The organism is Hazenella coriacea (genome assembly GCF_004341825.1).
GTDB classification, from domain to species: Bacteria; Bacillota; Bacilli; order Thermoactinomycetales; family Thermoactinomycetaceae; genus Hazenella; species Hazenella coriacea.
The window spans coordinates 152640-173431 of sequence record NZ_SMAG01000006.1 but is presented as its reverse complement, the minus strand read 5'-3'; the positions used below and the strand labels follow the sequence as shown (position 1 = coordinate 173431).

The following is a 20792-nucleotide window of genomic DNA, read 5'->3' as shown; positions in this document are numbered from 1 at the left end:
CATGGCAAAGCCAGTTTTAGAACTAAGAGGGACTACAAAAAAAATTAGACAAAAAACTCTTGTGGATCACATCGATCTTAAAGTGTATCCAGGTGAGGTATTCGGTTTTTTGGGACCGAATGGCGCAGGGAAAACGACAACGATTCGGATGATTATGGGGTTAATGTCCATCTCCGAGGGAGAAGTGTATATCGAAGGGAAAAGTGTGAAACAAAGTTTTGAAAAGGCGATTCAACATGTGGGTGGGATTGTTGAAAATCCTGAAATGTACAAGTTTCTGAGTGGATATCATAATCTATTACATTTTGCTAGAATGAGTCGTATTTTTTCCTCTAAAAAGGAAATGAACGAGAGAATTCAAGAAGTGACTGCACTTATGGGGCTGGAAAATCGAATCCATGACAAAGTGAAACGATATTCTTTGGGAATGCGACAACGATTAGGATTAGCACAAGCGTTACTTCATCGCCCTTCTTTATTGATTCTTGATGAGCCAACTAACGGTTTAGACCCAAGTGGGATCCGTGAACTTCGAGATTATTTACGTAAATTAGCTCATGAAGAGAATATGGCAGTCTTTGTCTCTAGTCACTTGCTAAGTGAGATGGAACTGATGTGTGATCGGATCGGGATTATCCAAAGTGGAAAGTTGATCGATGTTCGTACTATTAAAGATTTTGTCTCTGAGGATCATGAGGATGTCGTTCATGTTCGCTTTATTGTGAAGGAACTGGAAAAAGCAAAAGAAGCAGTTCTACAAAAGGTTGATAAGCAGTCTGTAAAAATCATTGAAGAAGCTTTAGCAATGAATTTATCAGAAGAAAAAATCCCAGAAATCAACGAGTGGCTTGTCAAGCAGGGAATCAAAGTATATGGGATTGAGAAAAAAGCAAAATCATTAGAGGAGAAGTTCCTAGAGATCACAGCAGGGAAGAAGATTGTATAAGCTTAGTGGCTTATTTACAAATTTTACTCTCTAAAAGCTCACAGTAACCAAGTTCAAATATGTTTATCAAGATCTGAATAAAAAAATGCAAATAAATAAAAGGACATTACATATTATTTATAACTGATATGTAATGTCTTTTCTTTTTTACTAACGCACCTGATCGTTATCGTTTAAGTGATTCTTTACCAACTATTAGCTAGTTTTGTTCAGTAAGAAAGATGGCTTTTTGATAAAAATAAAAGAACTGAGTGAGAAGTAACACTCAGTTCTTTTAAACTTCATAACAGTTTTATCATGTTATTTTCGTACAGCTTCAAATGTAACTAGTGTACTTTCTTTTGAGGGTTGCTTTTTGTAATTATATTCCGCAGAGCAAGTTATATCAGAAAAACCAACGCTTTCTAATAAAAGTTTGAATTCTTCGATTCCGTACCATCGCATTACAAACTTTTGTAATTCTGTGTCTACTAACTTACCTTTTTTCCATTTTTCATATTTTAAATAAGATAAGGTGTATTGGTCGACCCAGTTGATTTCAACTGGTTTATTTTCTAATGTAATGCCTTCTTCTGTAGAAAGAGGAAAGACAGACGTAGTAATTTCTCCTGTACGCCAATAACTGGGTATTACCAGATCAACGATTACACGTCCTCCAGGCATAAGGTGATTGTAAAAACATTTCAGAGCATCTTTAGCATCATTAAAATTCTCAATCAAGCAAAAGGAACCTGTAGGTATGACAATAGCTTCATATTTTGATTGCAAAGAAAAACTACGTAAGTTACCTTCATATAGATTTGGATTTAATCCTCTTTCTCTGCAACGTTTTCGACAAGAAGCTAACATTTCAGGTGAATAGTCAATGCCATCAACGATAAATCCACTCTCAAGCAAAGGAATGAAGAAACGTCCTGACCCAACAGCCGCTTCAAGTATTCTCCCTGTAGTCCCTGTTAATCTTTCAAGGTAATATTCAATGTCACCACATATTGAATGTCCAACTGGTTTTGTTAAATCATAGACCTCAGTGCATAATGGACCATAATTACTAAACATTTCATTTCCTCCGATTTTATATGCGGAAGAATGCAATTGAATGATTAACTCTTCCGCACCTTAATTTTGTTAGTAGGGAAAGAGCTGACTATCATATTCGATCACTCACTTTCAATAAAATATAGTAATAGTATACACTATTTTTCGCAAAAGAGTTATTTTAATGTTTATTTAATCTATAAACTATTTGAGTTAACCTTTTTCATTTGTTGAAGAAAAAACCTCTTATTACTTACTGCTATAACTTTTCCTCTGCGTATGCTACTTATGTGATATTTTCCTTTTAACTAATAATCTTATGTGAACCATAATACATCAAAAATCTGCAATCCTGTTTTAAAGGCTTCCCATAATACAGGTTGAACACGATCAGGGATGGCTTCTGCTTATATTATTTCCTTACTGGAAGTATTGTTGGCTTGTACTGGTTGGAAATAGGTAAATCCGATCATACTACAGTTATATGAACATTCAGGAGGTTGGACGATGAATCATCCAAGGATTAAAAATGAAAAAAGAGATCAGTCAGTGTTGCATGATGAGTTTCAAGCCCAGAAAGTGGATCAAGATGAAGAGCTGGAGGATGGTTGCTTAGATATTCGAATTCCCGCTCATCAAGTGATGGACCCTCCAGAATAAAAAATTTAGAAAACTGATGATTCAGCTGAAAAAAATAAAATAATTGTATGAGAATGACTTTGGTTTTTAAAGAGAATAAAGCGGATTTGAAAACGGTTTCAGTTAATGGAATTAATATTTTTTAATCCATTAGAAAATTTATGTTGAAATTTCCACGGAATCACAGTATCATAAGATACATATTCAAATATTTAAATATGTTGTCTTTTGAATGCTACAAACTGACAGTTGATAGCAAATTTCGATAAATGTGGTGAACGAGATGAATAATGATATGCAGCAATTCAAAGCAGATTTTTTCAAAGCCTTATCACACCCTTTACGAATAGGAATCCTCGAAGCATTAGTGGATGGTGAAAAGAGTGTAAACGAAATTCAAAGTATCCTTAATAGTGAAGGTTCCTCTGTTTCTCAACAGTTGAGTATTTTACGTAGCAAAAATATAGTTGTAGGAACGAAAAATGGGAAGCGAGTGATGTACTCATTAAGAGATCCTCTCATTACAAAGTTATTAGACGTTACCCGAGAAATCTTCAACAATCACTTGATTGATACGATTATCATGTTGGAAGAACTGGAAGAAGACAAAAACGAATAGAAACACTTAAGGAGTAAATTTCGTACTGGTTGTAAGTTCAATAGGTCAAGGTTATATACCTAGAGAGTGGAATTTTAACAGTGTCATCTTGTTAAAATTCCTGTATTTAATTTACGGCTCATCATCAAAATCTGTTATAAGTCTGCCTGCTATTGTTTTTGCTCGCATAATTCTTACTAAACTTAGTGGGATAAAATAAACTAATCGTATGTATAAAGTCGGTTTTAATAATATAACGAAAAAGAAGGGACATCCATGAGAGGTTTATTAACAAAAAGATTTCAAGGCTATTCGTGGGCTCATTTTCAAAAAGATCTATTGTCAGGAATGATTGTGGGTGTGATTGCAATTCCTCTAGGGATGGCTTTTGCGATTGCATCAGGTGTAAAGCCGGAGTACGGGATCTATACCACTTTTATTGCAGGGATTTTAATTTCAGTCCTTGGGGGTTCAAAGTATCAAATTGGAGGTCCTACAGGGGCTTTTGTTCCTATTCTATTAGGTGTTGTTATTGCGTATGGTTACGAGAACTTATTGATCGCTGGTTTTCTCGCTGGGATCATGTTGTGTCTCATGGGGATTTTTAGATTAGGATCATTGATTAAGTTTATACCCAGACCTGTAACGATTGGGTTTACTTCGGGGATTGCGGTGATCATTTTTACAGGTCAAATTGCCAGTTTTTTAGGATTATCTGGTATAGAGAAGCATGAGTCCTTTATTGCCAACATTAATGAGATTGTGACTCATCTTAATACAACGAATCTATATAGTTTTATAACGGCTGTAATCTGTCTATTGGTTATTTTAATTTCACCAAAATTATTTCCCAAACTCCCCGGATCATTAATGGGATTAGTGGTGTCCAGTGTGATTGCTACCGTATTTTTTTCAGGGCAAGTAGCTACGATTGACTCTGCATATGGAGCGATTCCAAGTACACTTCCTCATTTTCAGTGGCCAGACATTACTCTAGAGAGGATTCAGATGTTGCTTGCCCCTGCATTTGTGATTGCCATTCTTGGAGGGATTGAATCACTTTTATCAGCGGTAGTGGCTGATGGGATGACCAATAGTAAACATAACAGTAATCGAGAGCTGGTCGGACAAGGAATTGCCAATATGGTCACACCTTTGTTTGGAGGGATTCCAGCCACGGGAGCGATTGCCCGTACCGCAACCAATATTAAAAGTGGAGCAGTTTCTCGGATGTCAGGTGTGATCCATGGGATTTTTGTTTTACTCACTTTACTTTTGTTAGCACCGTATGCTTCCCACATTCCTCTTGCAAGCATGGCCCCTATTTTAATGGTAGTTGCTTGGAATATGAGTGAACGAAAACATTTTGCCCACATCTTAAAAACGAAAACAGGAGATTCACTTGTATTAGTTGTCACGTTTTTATTAACCGTCTTTGCGGACTTAACAATTGCGGTAGGAATTGGGCTAATTCTCGCAGTATTTTTATTTGCAAAACGGATGAGTGGAATGTTAGTAATTGATAAAGTGCTTCCTGACCATACCAAACAACATAAAAAAGTGATGCCACATGTAGTGAGTGAATCACATGATTGTCCACAAATTAGCATGTATACGATTGAAGGACCTCTATTTTTTGGAGCTGCGCAGACATTTGAACAAAAGGTTATGGAAACGATTCACTATAAACCAAAAGTTTTAATTTTGCGTATGGGAAAAGTACCTTTTATGGATACAACAGGAGAAGCTTATTTTAGAAATATAGTCCATCATTTTAAGAAACAGGGGGGACTTGTGCTGATCTCAGGAGTCGAACCGTCCCTTAAGGAAATTTTGGAGAAAACAGGGTTATATGATCAAATTGGAACGAATCACTTTTTTGAACGTACTGGAGAAGCGATTACCTATGCATTATCCCAAATCGAGAAGAATAAATGTTTAGGGTGTAAGCATTATGCTTTCCATGAATGTCTACAACTTTCCCAGTCTTCTGAAGTAGAAAAGGAGATCAGTAAAGAAAAACTTGAGCTCCATAGTGAGGAGAAGATCGTCAATGCGTAGACCCGTTTGAAAAAAATATTTGACTAGACAAATTTCAACTTAAAAAAGCCAATTTCCATTCAAGATTGTCTGAGGAAATTGGCTTTTTTGATTACTCGATGGTGTCGGGCATTTATTACAAATTGAACAAGAACCATTGTTCCAAAGCTTGGTGTTGGATTGGTCAGAGCGAGTGAATAGAAAGAGTCTTGGATGACAAATTAGATACATGATTATAAAATATCAGTAAGATATAAAATAAGGAGGTACATTACAATGTTAAAGTTTAACAAAGAGGAAGTTCGCAAGATTTTGTTAGAGGAGCTTAGATTCCCCAAGGACAGAATGGAACGTTCAATAACAGCCATCTCTAAGCTAGATTCACAGCTACAGCCTCTGTTAGATCAATGGCTGAAAGATCGAAAGATTTCGCACTTTACCATCAATGGTGTTTCTTTAGATTATGTATATAAATATTTCGAAGCAGATGATTTTATAGATGCATTAATTACAATGGAGATGTTTGCTAAAAGCGATCATCTCGCAAAGCGATTTTTAAAAAATCCCAAATTAATTGCGAATGGTTGGTAAGGGGCGAGATTTGATGAACTCTATTTTTGACGCATTTCATATCTCGAACTGGAAAAAGTTATCCCAGGATCAACGATTTGAAGCTTTACAAACATTGGAGAAACATTATGCTACTTTACAAGGCAGAGACCCCTTAAAGCTTGATGCTACGGAAGATGAAGTTTATGGATACTATTATCAAGGGAAAATATACCTGAACCGTAATAGTGTATTAGGTGATGAGGATTGTTATCAAGCAGTAAATACAGTCCTTCATGAAGGAAGACATGCCTTTCAAACACATGCCATTATTCAATCATCAATGGGTCAAGAATTATCTTTGTCAGTCTCACAGTATGAATTATTTAATTGGAGAATGAATAAGCTTGGTGGTTATTTAAGAAAAAAACCTGATTATTGGCTTCAACCAATTGAGAAAGATGCAAACCAATATACTTTATCAGAAACAAAAAAGATCTATGATCAATTAAGGTCACGTTTTGGTGAGAATCTAGGTTATGATAAGTATGAAAAAGATTGGAATCTCCACTATGAAAATAGTGCTATGAGATTAAAGAGTAAATATGGCGAAAACTATTTACTAATCATTGAAAATAAGGTTTATCGCAAACGTAATCTTCGAATCGAAGTTGAAAAAGCTTTTTCTAAAGAGAGTGGTCGTTTGCTAAATAAGGAAATTGAAAGTTTTATTCATCAAACCTATCCTGAACCAATGAATGTCAAAGATTTTGAAGCCTATTTACATCAATATCTACAAGACCAAGGTTATAAGAATATTGACCAATATTTAAATGAACAAAAATCAAAGAATCAAGGAACACCCAAATACTATGAAGAGTTTATCTTACATAACAAGATTGATACAAATCCGATATCACTTCAGATAAAAATGTTTGAAAAGATGGAGCAAATACATAATAAACTTAGTCAGCAAAGAAAAAGGATTGACCCATTAGGGGGGAAAGAAATGAATAAGAAGTTAAATGAACAGCTACAAACCTTTAACCAAAAGGTACAATCTGAGTTTCAAAAACAATATCCAGATGTCCAATTGAAGCCATTCCACCTTAGCACAAGTAAAATAGCAATAGAAGTGATGAAGCATAATTGTCAATTCGGTCAAAAGTTAGACTTAGACCAAGGGCGAGAGTTAGGTTTTAAACAAGTGGAGTTGAATAAGCTGGTTGATAAAGGGAATAAGTTGGAAATGGAATTATGATGTTTGTAACCGTCATATTCATACATATTAAGGTGATAAGATAAAAAGGTTTTACTAATAGCAAAAGTCATATATTTTCTTGATTTTCACGATCAGTAGGTACTCAAAGAGTGCCTACTTTTTTTGCCTAAATTCATTGACACATTCGTCATTTAGACATAGTATAGAAATATAAGTTGGTCATAGGCAACATTTTAATCCTAATCAAAGAAATATTGATAAGAGAAACATAGATTCGTGGGGGAAACTGATAATGCAAAAAGAAGAGCGATCTTTATATGGATGTAAAGTTGGTGATCAATTTTATATTTCCAAGATTGAGCTAGAAGGTACATTACGAAGAAGATTATTAGATTTAGGGTTTGTCCCTGGAGCAGTGATCGAAGTTTTACAGAAGAGTCCACTTGGAGACCCTGTTGCATATCGTGTAAGTAACACCACCATTGCGTTAAGAAAAGAGGAGAGCTCCCAGATTTTTGGAACGATACAAGGAGGGGAGCCAAAATGAATTCTTACCGAGTCGCATTAGCGGGTAACCCCAATACGGGGAAGAGCACATTATTTAATGTACTTACAGGGTTAAATCAACATACAGGGAACTGGCCGGGGAAGACAGTGATTCATGCGGAAGGCTCATTTGAACATTCAGGGGAATCGTATACCGTCATTGACCTACCTGGAACTTATTCATTGTACTCGAACTCGGCCGATGAAGAAGTAGCTAGGGATTATATTATTTTTGAACAGCCAGATGTAACAGTGGTAGTGCTAGATGCAACAGCCTTAGAGCGGAATCTTAATCTTGCCTTACAAGTGATGGAAATGACGAATCGTGTGGTGGTTTGTATCAATCTCATGGATGAAGCGAAACGAAAAGGAATCACCATTGATGAAGAAAAGTTAGCTCACCAATTAGGTGTTCCTGTGGTTAGTATATCTGCTCGGAATAAAGAAGGGATTGATCAACTACTAGATCTTTTGGATGAAATGGTCAAAGGTAAGATCACTACAAAACCTTATCGAGTCACTTATTCTCCTAAACTGGAAGCGAAGATTCAGGAGATTGAGCCTGAGATAGAAAAAATTTTTGGTGATCGTTATCCTTCACGTTGGTTAACACTTAGGTTATTAGATCAGGATGAAAGTTTACTTACTACGTTAAAACGGCAAATGGTTTAAATGGCAAAGGGGGGACATCTATGAATACACAAACATCATCGGCACCCAGTTCGTTAGATTACCTGGAAAAACATATAAAATCCTTGGGCAATGAACAGACTCGTGATGAGATGGTGGGGAGTATATTTAAGGCGAGTCGTGAGATTTGTCAGCAAACAGTCATTTACAAAGATAAAGAAAAGATAAAAACAGAGAGATTGGATCGCGTCGTCACTTCTCCGATTTGGGGTTTTCCGATCATGCTCGCCATGCTAGGAGTTGTATTTTGGATTACGATTGCTGGTGCTAATGCACCTTCAGCGATGATTGCACAACTCTTTGCGACAGTGGAATTAAAATTAACAGCATTATTTCATATGATTCACGCCCCAGATTGGATTCATGGTGTACTTGTATTAGGATTTTTCCGAGGAACTGGATGGGTAGTCAGTGTCATGTTACCACCGATGGCAATCTTTTTCCCTATGTTTGCGCTATTAGAAAACTATGGATACCTTCCAAGGGTAGCATTTAATATGGACCGACTGTTTAAAAACGCTGGCGCTCATGGGAAACAATCACTCACCATGGCGATGGGATTTGGTTGTAATGCAGCTGCCATCATGTCAACGAGAATTATTGAGTCACCCCGGGAACGAATGCTTGCTATCTTAACAAATAACTTTGTCCCCTGTAATGGTCGCTGGCCGACTCTGATCTTGTTGTCATCTCTATTTATGGCTGCTAGTTATTCAGGAGGATGGGCTACTTTAGTGACTGCATCGACTGTAATGGGTATGGTGTTAATCGGGATTGTGGTTACTCTACTTGTTTCCTGGGTTTTATCGAAGACAGCATTACGTGGAGTTCCTACTCACTACACGTTGGAATTACCCCCGTATCGGAAACCAAAGTTTTGGAATACAGTAGTTAGAGCAAGCATTGATAAATCTTGGAATGTACTTAAGCGAGCTGTGATTGTAGCAGCACCTGCTTCCGTCCTCACATGGATCTTGGCAAATATCGATGTGGGCGATACAAGTATTTTGATGCACTTTATCAACTTTTTAGATCCTTTTGGTCAAGCTCTTGGTTTAGACGGTTATATCATGGCTGCTTTTATTATCGGATTACCAGCCAATGAAATTGTGATTCCAGTCTTGCTGATGGCGTATCTGTCAACAGGTGCATTGATCGAAATTGATGATTTATCGCAGTTAAAACAAGTTTTTCTAGATCATGGTTGGACGTGGTTAACAGCTCTAAATATGATGCTATTTTCACTATTACACTTTCCGTGTGGAACTACTTTGTTAAATATCTATCAGGAGACCAAAAGTCCTAAATGGACCTTCCTATCTTTCTTAATTCCTACAGTGATTGCGATTACTGTTACTTTTGTAGTGGCGACAGTGGTTAGAAGTTTGGGTTGGGTTTAAGAAAAATAGTTTATATCTAAAGAATGCATGTGGTAAACACAAGGCATTCTTTTTTATATGAGACCCCCCCACTTGTTATATTTCAACTCATCATAATAGAATTGTTAACGAAAATATATGAAATTCACTGGAACAATCAGTTAATTAATTTTAAAATAGTTTTATTACCTACGATGAAGGAGGGCGCATGTGAGAGATTTTCATTTCAAAGTGAATCTTAAGGGTATGATTGATCTATTGTCCAACCATTTATATAGTACCCCTCATGTATATATTCGCGAATTAATTCAAAATGGTGTAGATGCGATTACGGCTCGAAAGAATATAGAGCCAGGGTATGAAGGGCAGATTGTATTAGAAGTTTATTCATCTTCGGATCAACTCCCTACATTATTTATAGAAGATAATGGAATTGGTTTGACTGAAGAAGAGGTTCATCAATTTTTGTCTCAGATTGGACAAACCTCCAAAAGAGGCGAAAATCATGAGGACTTTATTGGACGATTTGGAGTAGGGTTACTTTCATGTTTTATTGTTAGTGATGAAATTGTGGTGATCACTCGCTCTGTAAAAAGTAACGAAGCTGTAGAATGGCGTGGTAAGCCAGATGGTAGCTACTCCATTCGAAAGTTAGATAGTGAAATGACTCCAGGTACACGTATTTACCTACAAAGCAAAAAAGGTTTTGAACGCTACTTTGAACCTGAAAAAGTTCAAGAAATTGCTAGTTATTATGGAGGGTATTTGCCTTATCCATTACTTTTTCAAGGGGAAGAGATGGTTCGTTTAAATGCTGTGCAAGCGCCATGGGATCTTGAACCTGCTGAAGCACTGGATTACGGGAGGACGACTTGGAGCCATAATTACTTGGATGCGATCCCACTTTATTCAGCACTTGGAGAAGCGAAAGGAATCGCCTATGTTTTACCACATGCAGTAAGTGTGAATGCTAAAAAAATGCATCGTGTCTATGTGAAGCAAATGTTGCTCTCGGAAAAGGTAGAAAAGATTCTTCCTGATTGGGCTTTTTTTGTTACATGTGTATTGAATGTGAATCAGTTAAAACCAACCGCTTCTCGTGAAGAGTTTTATGATGATCAATTGTTGGACTTAGTTCGTAATGAGTTAGGGAATGGGATTAAGCAATATCTTGTGGGATTAGCTCAGTCTAACCCTAACTTGTTAAAAGAAATTATTCGTATTCATTATTCATCAATCAAATCACTGGCTATTGAAGATGATGAGTTGTTTCGACTCTTTATAGACTGGTTACCCTTTGAAACTACACTGGGTCGAATGACGATGGGAGAAATTCGTGAGCGATCCAAGACTATTTATTATACAGCCACCTTGGATGAGTTTAGACAGATGAATAAAGTGGCCAAAGCCCAATCCTTTTGTGTGATTAATGGAGGATATGTATATGATACTGAGTTAGTCATAAAACTGGGACAAGTATTCCCGCAAGTAACTGTCGAGCGGATCGATCCAATTTCTATGACACAAAGCTTTGTAGATTTGGATTTTACAGAGCGAGAAGAGGTTTATGAATTTATTCGGATGGCTAATTTGGTTTTACAACCTCTTCAATGTTCCTGTGAAGTAAAAAAGTTTAAACCGTACGACTTACCAGCGATCTACACAACCAATGAAGAAGCTTTATTTATTCGATCTGCGAAGCGAGCCTCTGAAGAGACCAATGAATTGTTTGCTTCGATCATTGATCAGTTGACGACAAGCTCTTTTCATCCCGAATATGCTCAACTATGTTTCAACTATGAAAATCCATTAGTGCAAAAAGTAATTCAAACTGATGATTTACAATTAAAGAAGTGTACGATCGAGATGCTATATGTTCAATCATTGTTATTAGGACATCATCCTTTGAGAAAACAGGAGATGAAATTGTTAAATAGTGGCTTGATCGAGCTTATTGATTTGGGGCTTAGATAGGGGGAGTACATATGGAAGAGCATCTAAATGAAGAACAAAGATTAGATTTTTTATTAGTTCAAGCAGAAGGTTTACCAGACGGAGAAACAAAAATTCAGTTGTTAGAAGAAGCGATTCAAATCGCTGATCGTATTCAAAACAATGATGCTGGTTTTTATGCTCGGCTTGAACTAACGACTGCTGCCATTTACTCTGGAAGAGCAGAGAAAGCGTTTCTATCTTTTGCTTGGTGCTTAGCTCAATATGATAAAGACCCCTCATATTGTGATGAATATAATCTGATGTGGCAGTACAAGTGGATTGCTAATCAAGTGGATCAGTTTCCACAATTAAGTCTCGACAAAATTGAGCAGACTCTTGAAGACCTCAAACAACGGTTTACTTATAGCGGTTTTAATCTTCGACCTTATTATCAATTGAAACATTTTGTAGCTTGGCGGAGAGGGGACATCACTGAAGCGAAAATGTATCTGGAGAAATGGATGGATACCCCTAGAGATGATATGGCTGATTGTCATGCTTGTGAACGAAACGAACAAGCTATTTTTTATCTATCACTTGGGAATCTAGAGGAAGCCTATCGAATCGCTCAACCGATCTTCAATCAAGAATTAAGTTGCGCAGAGGTTCCACATATTACCTATGGTCAGTTTTTACTTCCTTTATGTAAAGAAGGAAGAATGGAGGAAGCCGCTGAGTTTCATCAGAAAGGATATGGCATGATTCGGCAAAAAAAAGGTTTTTTAAAAACATTAGCTGAACATATCAAATACCTAACGATCATTGATTTGCATAAAGCGGCTTCCTTACTTGAGCATCATTTACCTGAAGCACTTGCATCCTATGAACCAAACTCAAAATATCATTTTTATTTAGCTTCATTGATTTTGTTTGATTATATGAGTGATTCAGATATCTCTGTTTTAAATATTCCTAAATATGTAAATAGAGAATGGATTGACCAACAGTTATTTGAGATCGCTAAACAGTTTGATCAAAGAAATCAAAACGACTATTATCAACAAAAAGTGATTCAAGAACGACAATGGATCGAGGATTTAAAAGTTAAAATTGGATAATATGTTGTATAGATACACTTAGACACGTTTCTCATTGTGAGAGACGTGTCTTTTTTTATGGTTTACTTGGAAGTATTTTACGTGGTTAAGGTGCTAGTAAAACAAAATCTTGCACTAACATCTCTCTTTTCGCTGGTAAATCCCAAGTCTTTTTGAGGCTCCATGTTTTCTTCTCATAGACCCTGATTTGACCAACTAGATCCGGATGATCCATATAGGGGGTAAGTACATATAGATGGCTTTCATCCATTCTCACTTTAAAAACAGGTTGTTCTAAAGGGATATTTTCAATAACTTTTAGGGTGGAACGGTTTAAAATAGATAAAGTAGATTGCTCTTGATAAGTAAGATAGATGTTTTCTTCATCAATAAGCAGAAATTCGGGTTTCTCAACAGGGACTTGGATATATTCAATGTTCCAATCCGTTAGCGAGACACGAGCCAGTAATCGTTTGTCATCGATAGATGTCAGAAGCAAGTGCTGATCCACGATTTCTAAATCTGTAACAAGATCAATTTTTAAGTCTAAGGTGCGCACTAACTTTCCTTGTTGACGGTCGATGACATAGAGAACTGGTCTTTTTTGATTAATGATGGAAGCAAAGACATAGACAAAGGATTCGTCAAAGGTGGCTACACGTAAAAAGCCATTTAACTTAATCAGTTTTGTTAGTTGATCCTGCTTGATTTCTAATGTTCCAGCATCGAGTTCAGTGTTATAAGTTGAGACTCGGATTCCTTTTTTCTCTAAAACAAATAGGGGGAACTGGAGACTATCTGTTGTTTGACTTGTTCCATCTGGGTGGACGTAGATGATATGATTACCAAATTGTACAGGGAGAATCAGTTCACCATGCTCATTGGTCTCCATTTGAAAAATACCCATCTCTTTAAACGTTTGAGAGCCTTGCAACTTTCCTTGGTCATCGAGGAAAACAAGCTCGCTGTCAGGTTGTGTCGCATCGGTATAAATGACAGCGAGTTTACTCTGTTTCAATGAATCGACAGGTTGAGAGCAAGCAGAAAGGATCAGGAGTAATAAAGATAGCAGGAGATACAAGTATTTATTCATCAGATCACCTTTAAATGCAATGAGACGAGAAGAGTACTTCCCGTCTCATTGATTTATCCTTGAGAGTAAAATTCAACTGATAAAGGACTTTCGATTAAATCAACTGGCCAGACAGCTAAACCATCGTTCAGATCAAAGCCACGGTTGTAGAAAGAGCGCCATACGAGCTGTGAGCAGTAAAAGCTATTCGTCGTAGAGATGTAAAAGAAGTTGTAGTTATAGGGTTTACCGATCTGGGTACGAGCATAATTCGCCGCATAACTATAATCAGCACTAGTAGCTCCTTGGACACGTAATCCTTTCACTTTTTTATAACGAGTTCCCCAGTTATTAGTCCAATGACGAACCCCATTTAAATCGCCTTTGTTACCAAATGATTCAACAACATAACCAGCAACATCTGAAACAACACCTGCATGTCCACCCGCCCATGCAAGAGAGCCAGAACTGGTTCCATCTAAGGTAACTAAGATATCGCCTGTGGTTCCAATGGATTGGGTAGTAACTGCCATAGGTTGTATAGATTGATGATTCATCCGTTGTACTTGTTGAGCTTTGGTTGGATCAATATAATTATTCCAATGACGGAGTGCTTGTTCGGTTCGTTGCTTAGCGAGCTTGACATCTTGTTGCTGAGCTTTTGTAAGAGCTGGATCAGACGCAGCTAAGGTGGTACTGGAAAAAAAGAAGATACTCGTTACAGCCACTAAGCAACTGATCCACTTTTTAAAATGATTCAAGTGAACCCCTCCTTGTTTGTTAACGATTTGTTCACAAATAGTATAGTTAATTTATTCGCTATAATCAATAATTTTCTGTCTATTTTTAATAAATAATTATTTAGATGATGTAAAAAAGAGTTTAATCTTTTTTGTGGATGGAATAGTTTGAACTAATCACTAGACGTGTCATACTTATTCGGAAAGGGTATAGTGGAGTATACAAAAAAGATGGAGGAGTTTTATGAAAATCGTAGTAGAGGATTCAGCTTATCAATGGTTTTGTCAAGAGTATGGAGTTCAGCCTAACGAATTTGTTCGTTTTTATGTTCGTTATGGTGGGTCAAGCCCAGTCAATACGAGCTATTCATTAGCCATTTCGATGGAGCCTCCTAAAGAGATTGGGATTCAAACGGTCGTTGAGGGGGTCACTTTCTATATAGAGACAGATGATTTGTGGTATTTAAAAGAACATAATCTAAGAGTTACAGTGGATTTAAATGGAGAGCTGGCCTATAAGTACGAATAGGGATAGGCTTTTAAAAAAATCATGAAGTCTCTCTTGTTTTGAGATGGATTGTTCTTGATACTCAGCATGGTTATGGCGGGTGTACATGAAGTTTGGATCGATGGAGTTTAATTTCATGGAAAAGCCGTTCCTTTGGAGGGAACGGCTTTTCATTGTACTCATGGAGAGATTATTTTCTTGACTTGATCTGGATGATTTTTGATCCATTTTTTCGCAGCATCATCAGGGGTCATTCCATTTTGAATATCTAACATCACCGATTCCATATCTTGAGGAGTCCAGTAGAATTGATCGATGATTCTATAGGCTTCAGGTTTTTCTTCTTTGAGACCTTTTCGTGCTAGAGTGTAGATGTTTTCGGGCTTTCCAAATGTCTCCTTTGGATCTTCTAAATATTTAAGCTCATATTTCATGAACATCCAGTGAGGAGTCCAACCAGTGATCACGATCGGTTTTTTATCTCGATAGGCTTTGTCTAGTTCTGCTGTCATCCCAGCATCAGAGCTTTCGACTAACGTCATATTCAAGTTGTACTCTTTGATCGCTTCTTTGGTAATGGCTGTAATCCCAGCACCTGGGTCTACCCCGATAATCTTCCCATTAAATAGATCTTTACTTTGTCTTAAGTCATCAATGCTATTGATATTTACATATTTAGGTACGACAAGACCCAGTTTTGTATTTTCTAAGTTTGGTCCCAAGTCATCCAAATCATTTTTATAGCGTTTCATATATTGCTCATGTGTTTTGGGGAGCCAAGCGGCCAGTAAGGCATCAGCAGTTCCAGTGGCTACTGCGTCATACATGGGGCCTGGATCCACTCGGATTAATTTTACTGAAAAGCCTTCTTGTTCTAAGATGTTTTTCATTACATGGATACTTGCTTCTTCAGATACCCAGTTGACATACGTAAGCGTTACTTCATTTTTATTTGTTGTTCCTTGCATGAAGCTTGCTACCCCTAAGCTAGCAATGGTTAGGAGTGCCACTGGAGCAATCCATTTGCGAGTTTTTGCTTTTTTTCCTGTAGGAGGTTTACCAAAGCTTTGTGTGATTCGATCAAGCAAGATCGCAATAATCACAATGGCAATTCCACTTTCAAAGCCTTTTCCCACTTGTAAACGAGTGATCGATTCGAGAACAATGGCACCAAGACCTTCTGCACCAATCATGGATGCAGTTACGACCATGGATAGGGCAAGCATGATGGTTTGGTTGATCCCAGCCATAATCGTCGACTTGGCTAATGGAATCTCTACTTTGATCAATTTTTGCATGGAAGTAGATCCAAAAGCGTCTGCGGCTTCTTTCAACTCTTTTGATACTTGTCTGAGCCCCAAGCTGGAGAAACGGATGGTGGGGGGCATGGAAAAGATCACAGAAGCGATCACGCCGGGAACAGTTCCCAACGAGAAAAAGAATACTGCCGGAATCAAATAGACAAATGCAGGCATCGTTTGCATAAAGTCTAGAAGTGGTTTGATCACTTGTTCAACACGGTCACTACGCCCAGACCATAACCCAAATGGAATACCAATAATGACAGAGATTAAGGTAGCTGTAAGTACGAGAGCGAGTGTTTGTACACTGTGTTCCCAATAACCTAAGTTATAAATAAGGAAGAGGCCTGCGATTGAAAAAATAGCAAAGCGAATTCGTGTAATCCACCAGACAAACAAGCTGATGATGATGATGGTCCAGAGGGGTGGAAGAACCAGTAAAATTCGTTCAAAAAAGTCAACTGTAGGCTCAATCATCCCACTAATGATATTAAAAAGAGCTTCGAAGTTTATTTGTAACCAGTGAATGAGTCGATCGATCCAGTCAGCAAGAGGAAGTTTTGGTATCATTCGTCTTTCTCACCTCCTGTTCCTGCGATCGCGGCAAAAACTGCACCCCGTCCAACAATTCCGATGAAACGATCTTCTTCTCCCACGACGACAGCCGGATAAATAAAATCTTTTTCGGCCATTTGAGGGAGTAGTTCTTGTACAGCGGTATCTTTTTGCACTTTGATCACATCTTCGACTAAGACATCTTGTAGAGAAAGATGTTCGGTGGCTGCTTTTCTAGCCCCATCTGCTGTGACTAATCCTTTGACTTGTCGATTTCGATCGATGACAATCAAAGTTGGAATTCCGTTTTCCCGCATCTTTTTTAGAGCGACAAGGGGACCCGCTTTTTCGATCTGAATGACTTCGCCTTTCTTCATAATAGCTTCAGCTGACAAGATTTTGGTTAGATTTACATCCTCAACAAAGCGTCGTACATAGTCATCAGCTGGGTTGGTTAAGATCTCTTCTGGAGTACCCAATTGCACAATGACGCCATCTTTCATCAGGGCAATTCGATCCCCCAACCGTAGCGCTTCATCCAGATCATGAGTGATAAAAATGATCGTTTTTTGCATTGATTGTTGTAGTTCCATCAATTCGTCTTGCATCTCTTTACGAATCAATGGGTCCAACGCACTAAAGGCTTCGTCCATAATTAGAATATCAGGGTCATTGGCTAAAGCACGTGCCAATCCAACACGTTGTTGCATTCCGCCGCTCAGTTGATCGGGTTTACTATTCGCCCAATGTTCTAAGCCTACTAGTTTTAATGATTCTAACGCTTTTTTATGCCGTTCGTCTTTTGATATCCCTTGTATTTCTAAACCGTACTCCACATTTTGGAGAACGGTACGATGCGGAAATAGAGCAAACTTCTGGAATACCATCCCCATTTTTTTTCGCCGAACCTCACGGAGTTCGTCGGAAGACATTTTGGCAATGTCGTTACCATCGAGAAGGATTGAGCCGTCCGTAGGTTCGATCAAACGATTGATCAAGCGAATTAAAGTGGATTTTCCGCTACCAGACAAGCCCATGATGACAAATATTTCACCATTGTAAATGTCAAAAGAGGCTTTGTCTACACCCACTGTTAGTCCCGTTTCTTTTAAAATAGTCTCTTTACTTTTACCTTGCTCTAATAGCTTCAGAGCACGTCGGGGGGAACGTCCAAAAATTTTGGTCAGATTACGAACCTCCAGTTTGTCCAAATAAATCCCTCCTGTCGTGTTTCATGCAACGGACAAAATGACAATTATTAATTTACCCGAGAACTATAATTTCGAAACATAAAATTTTAATAACATAATTTTTGGGGTTATATTCAATATAAAATAGACTCTATATTTCCAAGAGAAAGAAGTTGATAGTTTTCATTTTAGATTTCGAATTAAGAGGGTAGTTTCTAAATTTTTTATAAATTGAATGATATAAACGTGTTAATGAGGCTCCAATGTTTTTTAGTAAGCATTTACGAGAGATATTTCTTACAAATAAATAATTAGAAGTAGTTCAATGATGGAAGATAGTTTAATTTAAAAATTGTAAATTAAATTATTTCGAATAATACCAGTCTATTGACTTTTAAATCTATTTGGGTTATATTGAAAAAAGCCAAAGCGTTATATCATTTCCTATGAATTATATAAAATATTATTCAGAAAAGGTGACATAATGTGCTGGTACGCTCTTTTTGTTGAAACGGGAAAAGAACATTTGACAGAGAAGCTATTAAAAAAGTTTTTTGATTCAAAAACACTTACCTGTTTTGTCCCAAAGAGGCTTGTTCCTGAAAAAAAAGATGGTATCGTTCATGATCATGTTAAAGTGATGTTCCCTGGTTATATTTTTATACATACAAATATTATCTCAAAACTATATTATAGTATTCGACAGATCCCGAAGATCTACTATATAGTGAAATGTGGTAAGTATAAAAGGAATAGTAGTGATGGTTACTATTCTATAATTTCACAAAATGAAATGAGTCTGATCATCAAGCTAACTGCTAAAAACGGGATTCTTGATTATAGCGATATTAATATAAAAAACAAACAAGTCGAAGTGATATCTGGTCCATTAATGGGAATGGAGTCAATCATAAAAAAAGTAGATCGAAGAAAAAGAAGAGCAAAAGTTGAAATTGAATTTCTAGATAAAAAAAGAATGATTGATGTCGGAGTGAATATTCTGTCAGTGTTTTAACATGATTAGGTTTATGACAAGAATCCATTGGACGATAATCGTTGTTTCGGCACGTTATCTTACATGGAGGACATCTGGCTAAATCTGTGAGTAGTGCAATAGCTATTGGACGAAAGGGCGATAGCCTGCCCATTTATGCTGAATGAGTGGCAAGATCGAATCTGAATTAACGGAAGCTTATAATATATTGTAATATTCAGTTTAATAGGATTAGGTTTTTGGAATGAGAGATATTCTGTTGATTTGCTGAAAACGTGTAAATCAAATGAACATGGTTTTAAATTTGTAAACGTATTCATATCATCTATATATTCCCATGGATATTGGGGTGTTATTAAAGAGCGAAACTGCAACCGACTTTAGTTGGTTGCAGTTTTAATTATGGACTGTATTTAGATGGAGACTCATTTAGACTATGTTGATATCTGAGATTACAAACGGGGGGAATAATCATGATAGAAAAAAAGGTGTTTAATGCCAATTCAGTTGAGTTTCATGAAGATCCTTATTCGGTGTTGGGCTATTTCAGAGAGCATGACCCTATTCATCCATTTCAATTAAGTCGCTTTGGAGGAAAATTTCCTGCTTGGTTAATTACCCGTTACGAAGATTGTATGGTATTTCTAAAAGACCCCCGAATCACTAGAGATGTCAAAAATGTGATGAGTGAAGAGCAGATAAAAAAAATCAATATAAGTGATGATATCGAATTTGTATCGGATCATATGTTGTTTAAAGATCCTCCCGATCATACTCGTTTAAGGTCATTAGTTCATCAAGCTTTTACACCACGAATGATTGAAAATTTACGTACCAGTATCGAACAAATTGTTGAACGATTATTAGATGAGATGGAGAAACAGGATCAAGTTGATTTAATGAAATATTATGCGTCCCCATTACCGTTTATAGTTATCTCGGAAATGTTGGGGATTCCTGAGGGGGATCGCAAACAATTTCAAATTTGGACCAATGCGATTGTAGATACTTCAGAAAGTCAACGCAAGCGAACGAATCAATACCTTAGAGAATTTAAAGCATATATTAGTCAGTTGGTTCACGAAAGAAGAAAAAATCCCCAAGACGATATGATTAGTAAGCTGGTACAGGTTGAAGAGAATGGAGATCGATTAAGCGAAGAAGAGCTTTATTCGATGCTATTCTTGTTAATTGTTGCGGGGCTGGAAACTACGGTTAATCTGATTGGATCAGGTATATTTGCTTTACTTCAGCATAGAGAGCAACTGGAGAAACTAAAGCAACATCCCGAAATGATAGATACTGTAGTGGAAGAGCTTCTACGATATACAACCCCAGTAGTCATGATGGCGAATCGGTGGGCGATCGAAGATTTCACATACCAGGGTCATCTTATTAAAAAGGGAGATATGATTTTTATAGGAATTGCATCTGCCAATCGCGATCCTGATCACTTTGAGGATGCCGAAAAATTGGATATTACCAGAACACCCAATCGGCATATCGCATTCGGTTTTGGAATTCATTTTTGCTTAGGTGCACCATTAGCAAGATTGGAAGCTCAAATTGCACTGAATGCGCTACTAAAGCGTTTTCCAAATATTAAACTCCATATAGGATTGAATGAGATTAAATGGAGAAAAAATGCATTTTTACGAGGTTTGGAATATTTACCAGTCTCACTTACTTAAAAATTTTAGTGAAACGGATCGTCTGTAGAGGTTATTCTTCTTTTTTTACGTATAGAGAAGCT

19 protein-coding genes are annotated in these 20792 nt (G+C 37.1%); 14 read left to right on the top strand and 5 right to left on the bottom strand.

From position 1 onward, the window contains the following. The first annotated feature begins 1 nt into the window (after nucleotide 1). Nucleotides 2-946 carry an ABC transporter ATP-binding protein gene (locus EDD58_RS11120; RefSeq protein ID WP_131925588.1) on the top strand — a complete coding sequence of 315 codons (945 nt, stop codon included), beginning with the start codon at nucleotides 2-4 and terminating at the stop codon, nucleotides 944-946. Between the two features lie 300 nt (nucleotides 947-1246). On the opposite strand, the gene EDD58_RS11115 is transcribed toward EDD58_RS11120, so the two are convergent. Next, nucleotides 1247-2005 carry a class I SAM-dependent methyltransferase gene (locus EDD58_RS11115; protein WP_131925586.1) on the bottom strand — a complete coding sequence of 253 codons (759 nt, stop codon included), beginning with the start codon at nucleotides 2003-2005 and terminating at the stop codon, nucleotides 1247-1249. A 486-nt stretch (nucleotides 2006-2491) separates the two neighbouring features. Between EDD58_RS11115 and EDD58_RS14915 the strand changes: the two genes are divergently transcribed. From EDD58_RS14915 to EDD58_RS11070, 10 genes are all read left to right on the top strand, one after another. Next, a complete protein-coding gene (locus tag EDD58_RS14915) occupies nucleotides 2492-2644 on the top strand; it encodes a hypothetical protein (protein WP_165875946.1) in 153 nt (50 codons plus the stop codon). 262 nt (nucleotides 2645-2906) lie between these two features. After that, nucleotides 2907-3242, top strand: a complete 336-nt coding sequence (locus EDD58_RS11110) for an ArsR/SmtB family transcription factor (RefSeq protein ID WP_131925584.1) — start codon at nucleotides 2907-2909, stop codon at nucleotides 3240-3242. A 255-nt stretch (nucleotides 3243-3497) separates the two neighbouring features. Then, entirely contained in the window at nucleotides 3498-5282 is a 1785-nt protein-coding gene (locus EDD58_RS11105) for a SulP family inorganic anion transporter (protein ID WP_131925582.1), read from the top strand. 255 nt (nucleotides 5283-5537) lie between these two features. Then, a complete protein-coding gene (locus EDD58_RS11100; protein WP_131925580.1) occupies nucleotides 5538-5852 on the top strand; it encodes a hypothetical protein in 315 nt (104 codons plus the stop codon). A gap of 13 nt (nucleotides 5853-5865) precedes the next feature. Continuing rightward, the gene (locus tag EDD58_RS11095; RefSeq protein WP_131925578.1) at nucleotides 5866-7071 is read left to right on the top strand and encodes a hypothetical protein; all 1206 of its coding nucleotides are present in this window, start codon (nucleotides 5866-5868) and stop codon (nucleotides 7069-7071) included. Between the two features lie 250 nt (nucleotides 7072-7321). Beyond that, the gene (locus tag EDD58_RS11090) at nucleotides 7322-7579 is read left to right on the top strand and encodes a FeoA family protein (RefSeq protein WP_424321668.1); all 258 of its coding nucleotides are present in this window, start codon (nucleotides 7322-7324) and stop codon (nucleotides 7577-7579) included. Then, the gene (locus tag EDD58_RS11085) at nucleotides 7576-8250 is read left to right on the top strand and encodes a FeoB small GTPase domain-containing protein (protein WP_131925574.1); all 675 of its coding nucleotides are present in this window, start codon (nucleotides 7576-7578) and stop codon (nucleotides 8248-8250) included. The genes EDD58_RS11090 and EDD58_RS11085 overlap by 4 nt, the downstream gene beginning before the upstream one ends. A 20-nt stretch (nucleotides 8251-8270) precedes the next feature. Next, nucleotides 8271-9668, top strand: a complete 1398-nt coding sequence (locus EDD58_RS11080) for a nucleoside recognition domain-containing protein (RefSeq protein ID WP_131925572.1) — start codon at nucleotides 8271-8273, stop codon at nucleotides 9666-9668. Nucleotides 9669-9857: 189 nt separating this feature from the next. After that, nucleotides 9858-11621, top strand: coding sequence for an HSP90 family protein (locus tag EDD58_RS11075; RefSeq protein ID WP_131925570.1), 1764 nt, complete (start codon nucleotides 9858-9860; stop codon nucleotides 11619-11621). Nucleotides 11622-11632: 11 nt separating this feature from the next. Continuing rightward, nucleotides 11633-12700: a hypothetical protein gene (locus tag EDD58_RS11070; RefSeq protein WP_131925568.1), complete on the top strand. Its 1068-nt coding sequence runs from the start codon at nucleotides 11633-11635 to the stop codon at nucleotides 12698-12700. Nucleotides 12701-12785: 85 nt separating this feature from the next. Here the strand turns inward: EDD58_RS11070 and EDD58_RS11065 are convergent, their stop codons facing one another. Together EDD58_RS11065 and EDD58_RS11060 are read right to left on the bottom strand one after the other, a co-directional pair. After that, nucleotides 12786-13772 carry a YncE family protein gene (locus EDD58_RS11065; RefSeq protein WP_131925566.1) on the bottom strand — a complete coding sequence of 329 codons (987 nt, stop codon included), beginning with the start codon at nucleotides 13770-13772 and terminating at the stop codon, nucleotides 12786-12788. Between the two features lie 53 nt (nucleotides 13773-13825). Next, nucleotides 13826-14512: a YiiX/YebB-like N1pC/P60 family cysteine hydrolase gene (locus EDD58_RS11060; RefSeq protein ID WP_131925564.1), complete on the bottom strand. Its 687-nt coding sequence runs from the start codon at nucleotides 14510-14512 to the stop codon at nucleotides 13826-13828. 223 nt (nucleotides 14513-14735) lie between these two features. Between EDD58_RS11060 and EDD58_RS11055 the strand changes: the two genes are divergently transcribed. Beyond that, nucleotides 14736-15020 carry a HesB/YadR/YfhF family protein gene (locus EDD58_RS11055; RefSeq protein WP_131925562.1) on the top strand — a complete coding sequence of 95 codons (285 nt, stop codon included), beginning with the start codon at nucleotides 14736-14738 and terminating at the stop codon, nucleotides 15018-15020. A 158-nt stretch (nucleotides 15021-15178) separates the two neighbouring features. On the opposite strand, the gene EDD58_RS11050 is transcribed toward EDD58_RS11055, so the two are convergent. After that, a complete protein-coding gene (locus tag EDD58_RS11050; protein ID WP_131925560.1) occupies nucleotides 15179-16870 on the bottom strand; it encodes an ABC transporter permease/substrate binding protein in 1692 nt (563 codons plus the stop codon). After that, nucleotides 16867-18066, bottom strand: a complete 1200-nt coding sequence (gene proV, locus EDD58_RS11045) for a glycine betaine/L-proline ABC transporter ATP-binding protein ProV (protein ID WP_131925558.1) — start codon at nucleotides 18064-18066, stop codon at nucleotides 16867-16869. Before proV ends, EDD58_RS11050 begins: the two co-directional genes overlap by 4 nt. A gap of 463 nt (nucleotides 18067-18529) precedes the next feature. Here proV and loaP point away from each other — a divergent pair, with 463 nt between their 5' ends. Beyond that, nucleotides 18530-19060 (top strand): antiterminator LoaP, encoded by a 531-nt coding sequence (gene loaP / locus EDD58_RS11040; protein WP_131925556.1) that lies wholly within the window; start codon nucleotides 18530-18532, stop codon nucleotides 19058-19060. Between the two features lie 452 nt (nucleotides 19061-19512). After that, on the top strand, nucleotides 19513-20730 hold the full coding sequence (locus EDD58_RS11035; RefSeq protein ID WP_424321667.1) for a cytochrome P450 family protein: 1218 nt from the start codon (nucleotides 19513-19515) through the stop codon (nucleotides 20728-20730). Nucleotides 20731-20792: the final 62 nt, after the last annotated feature.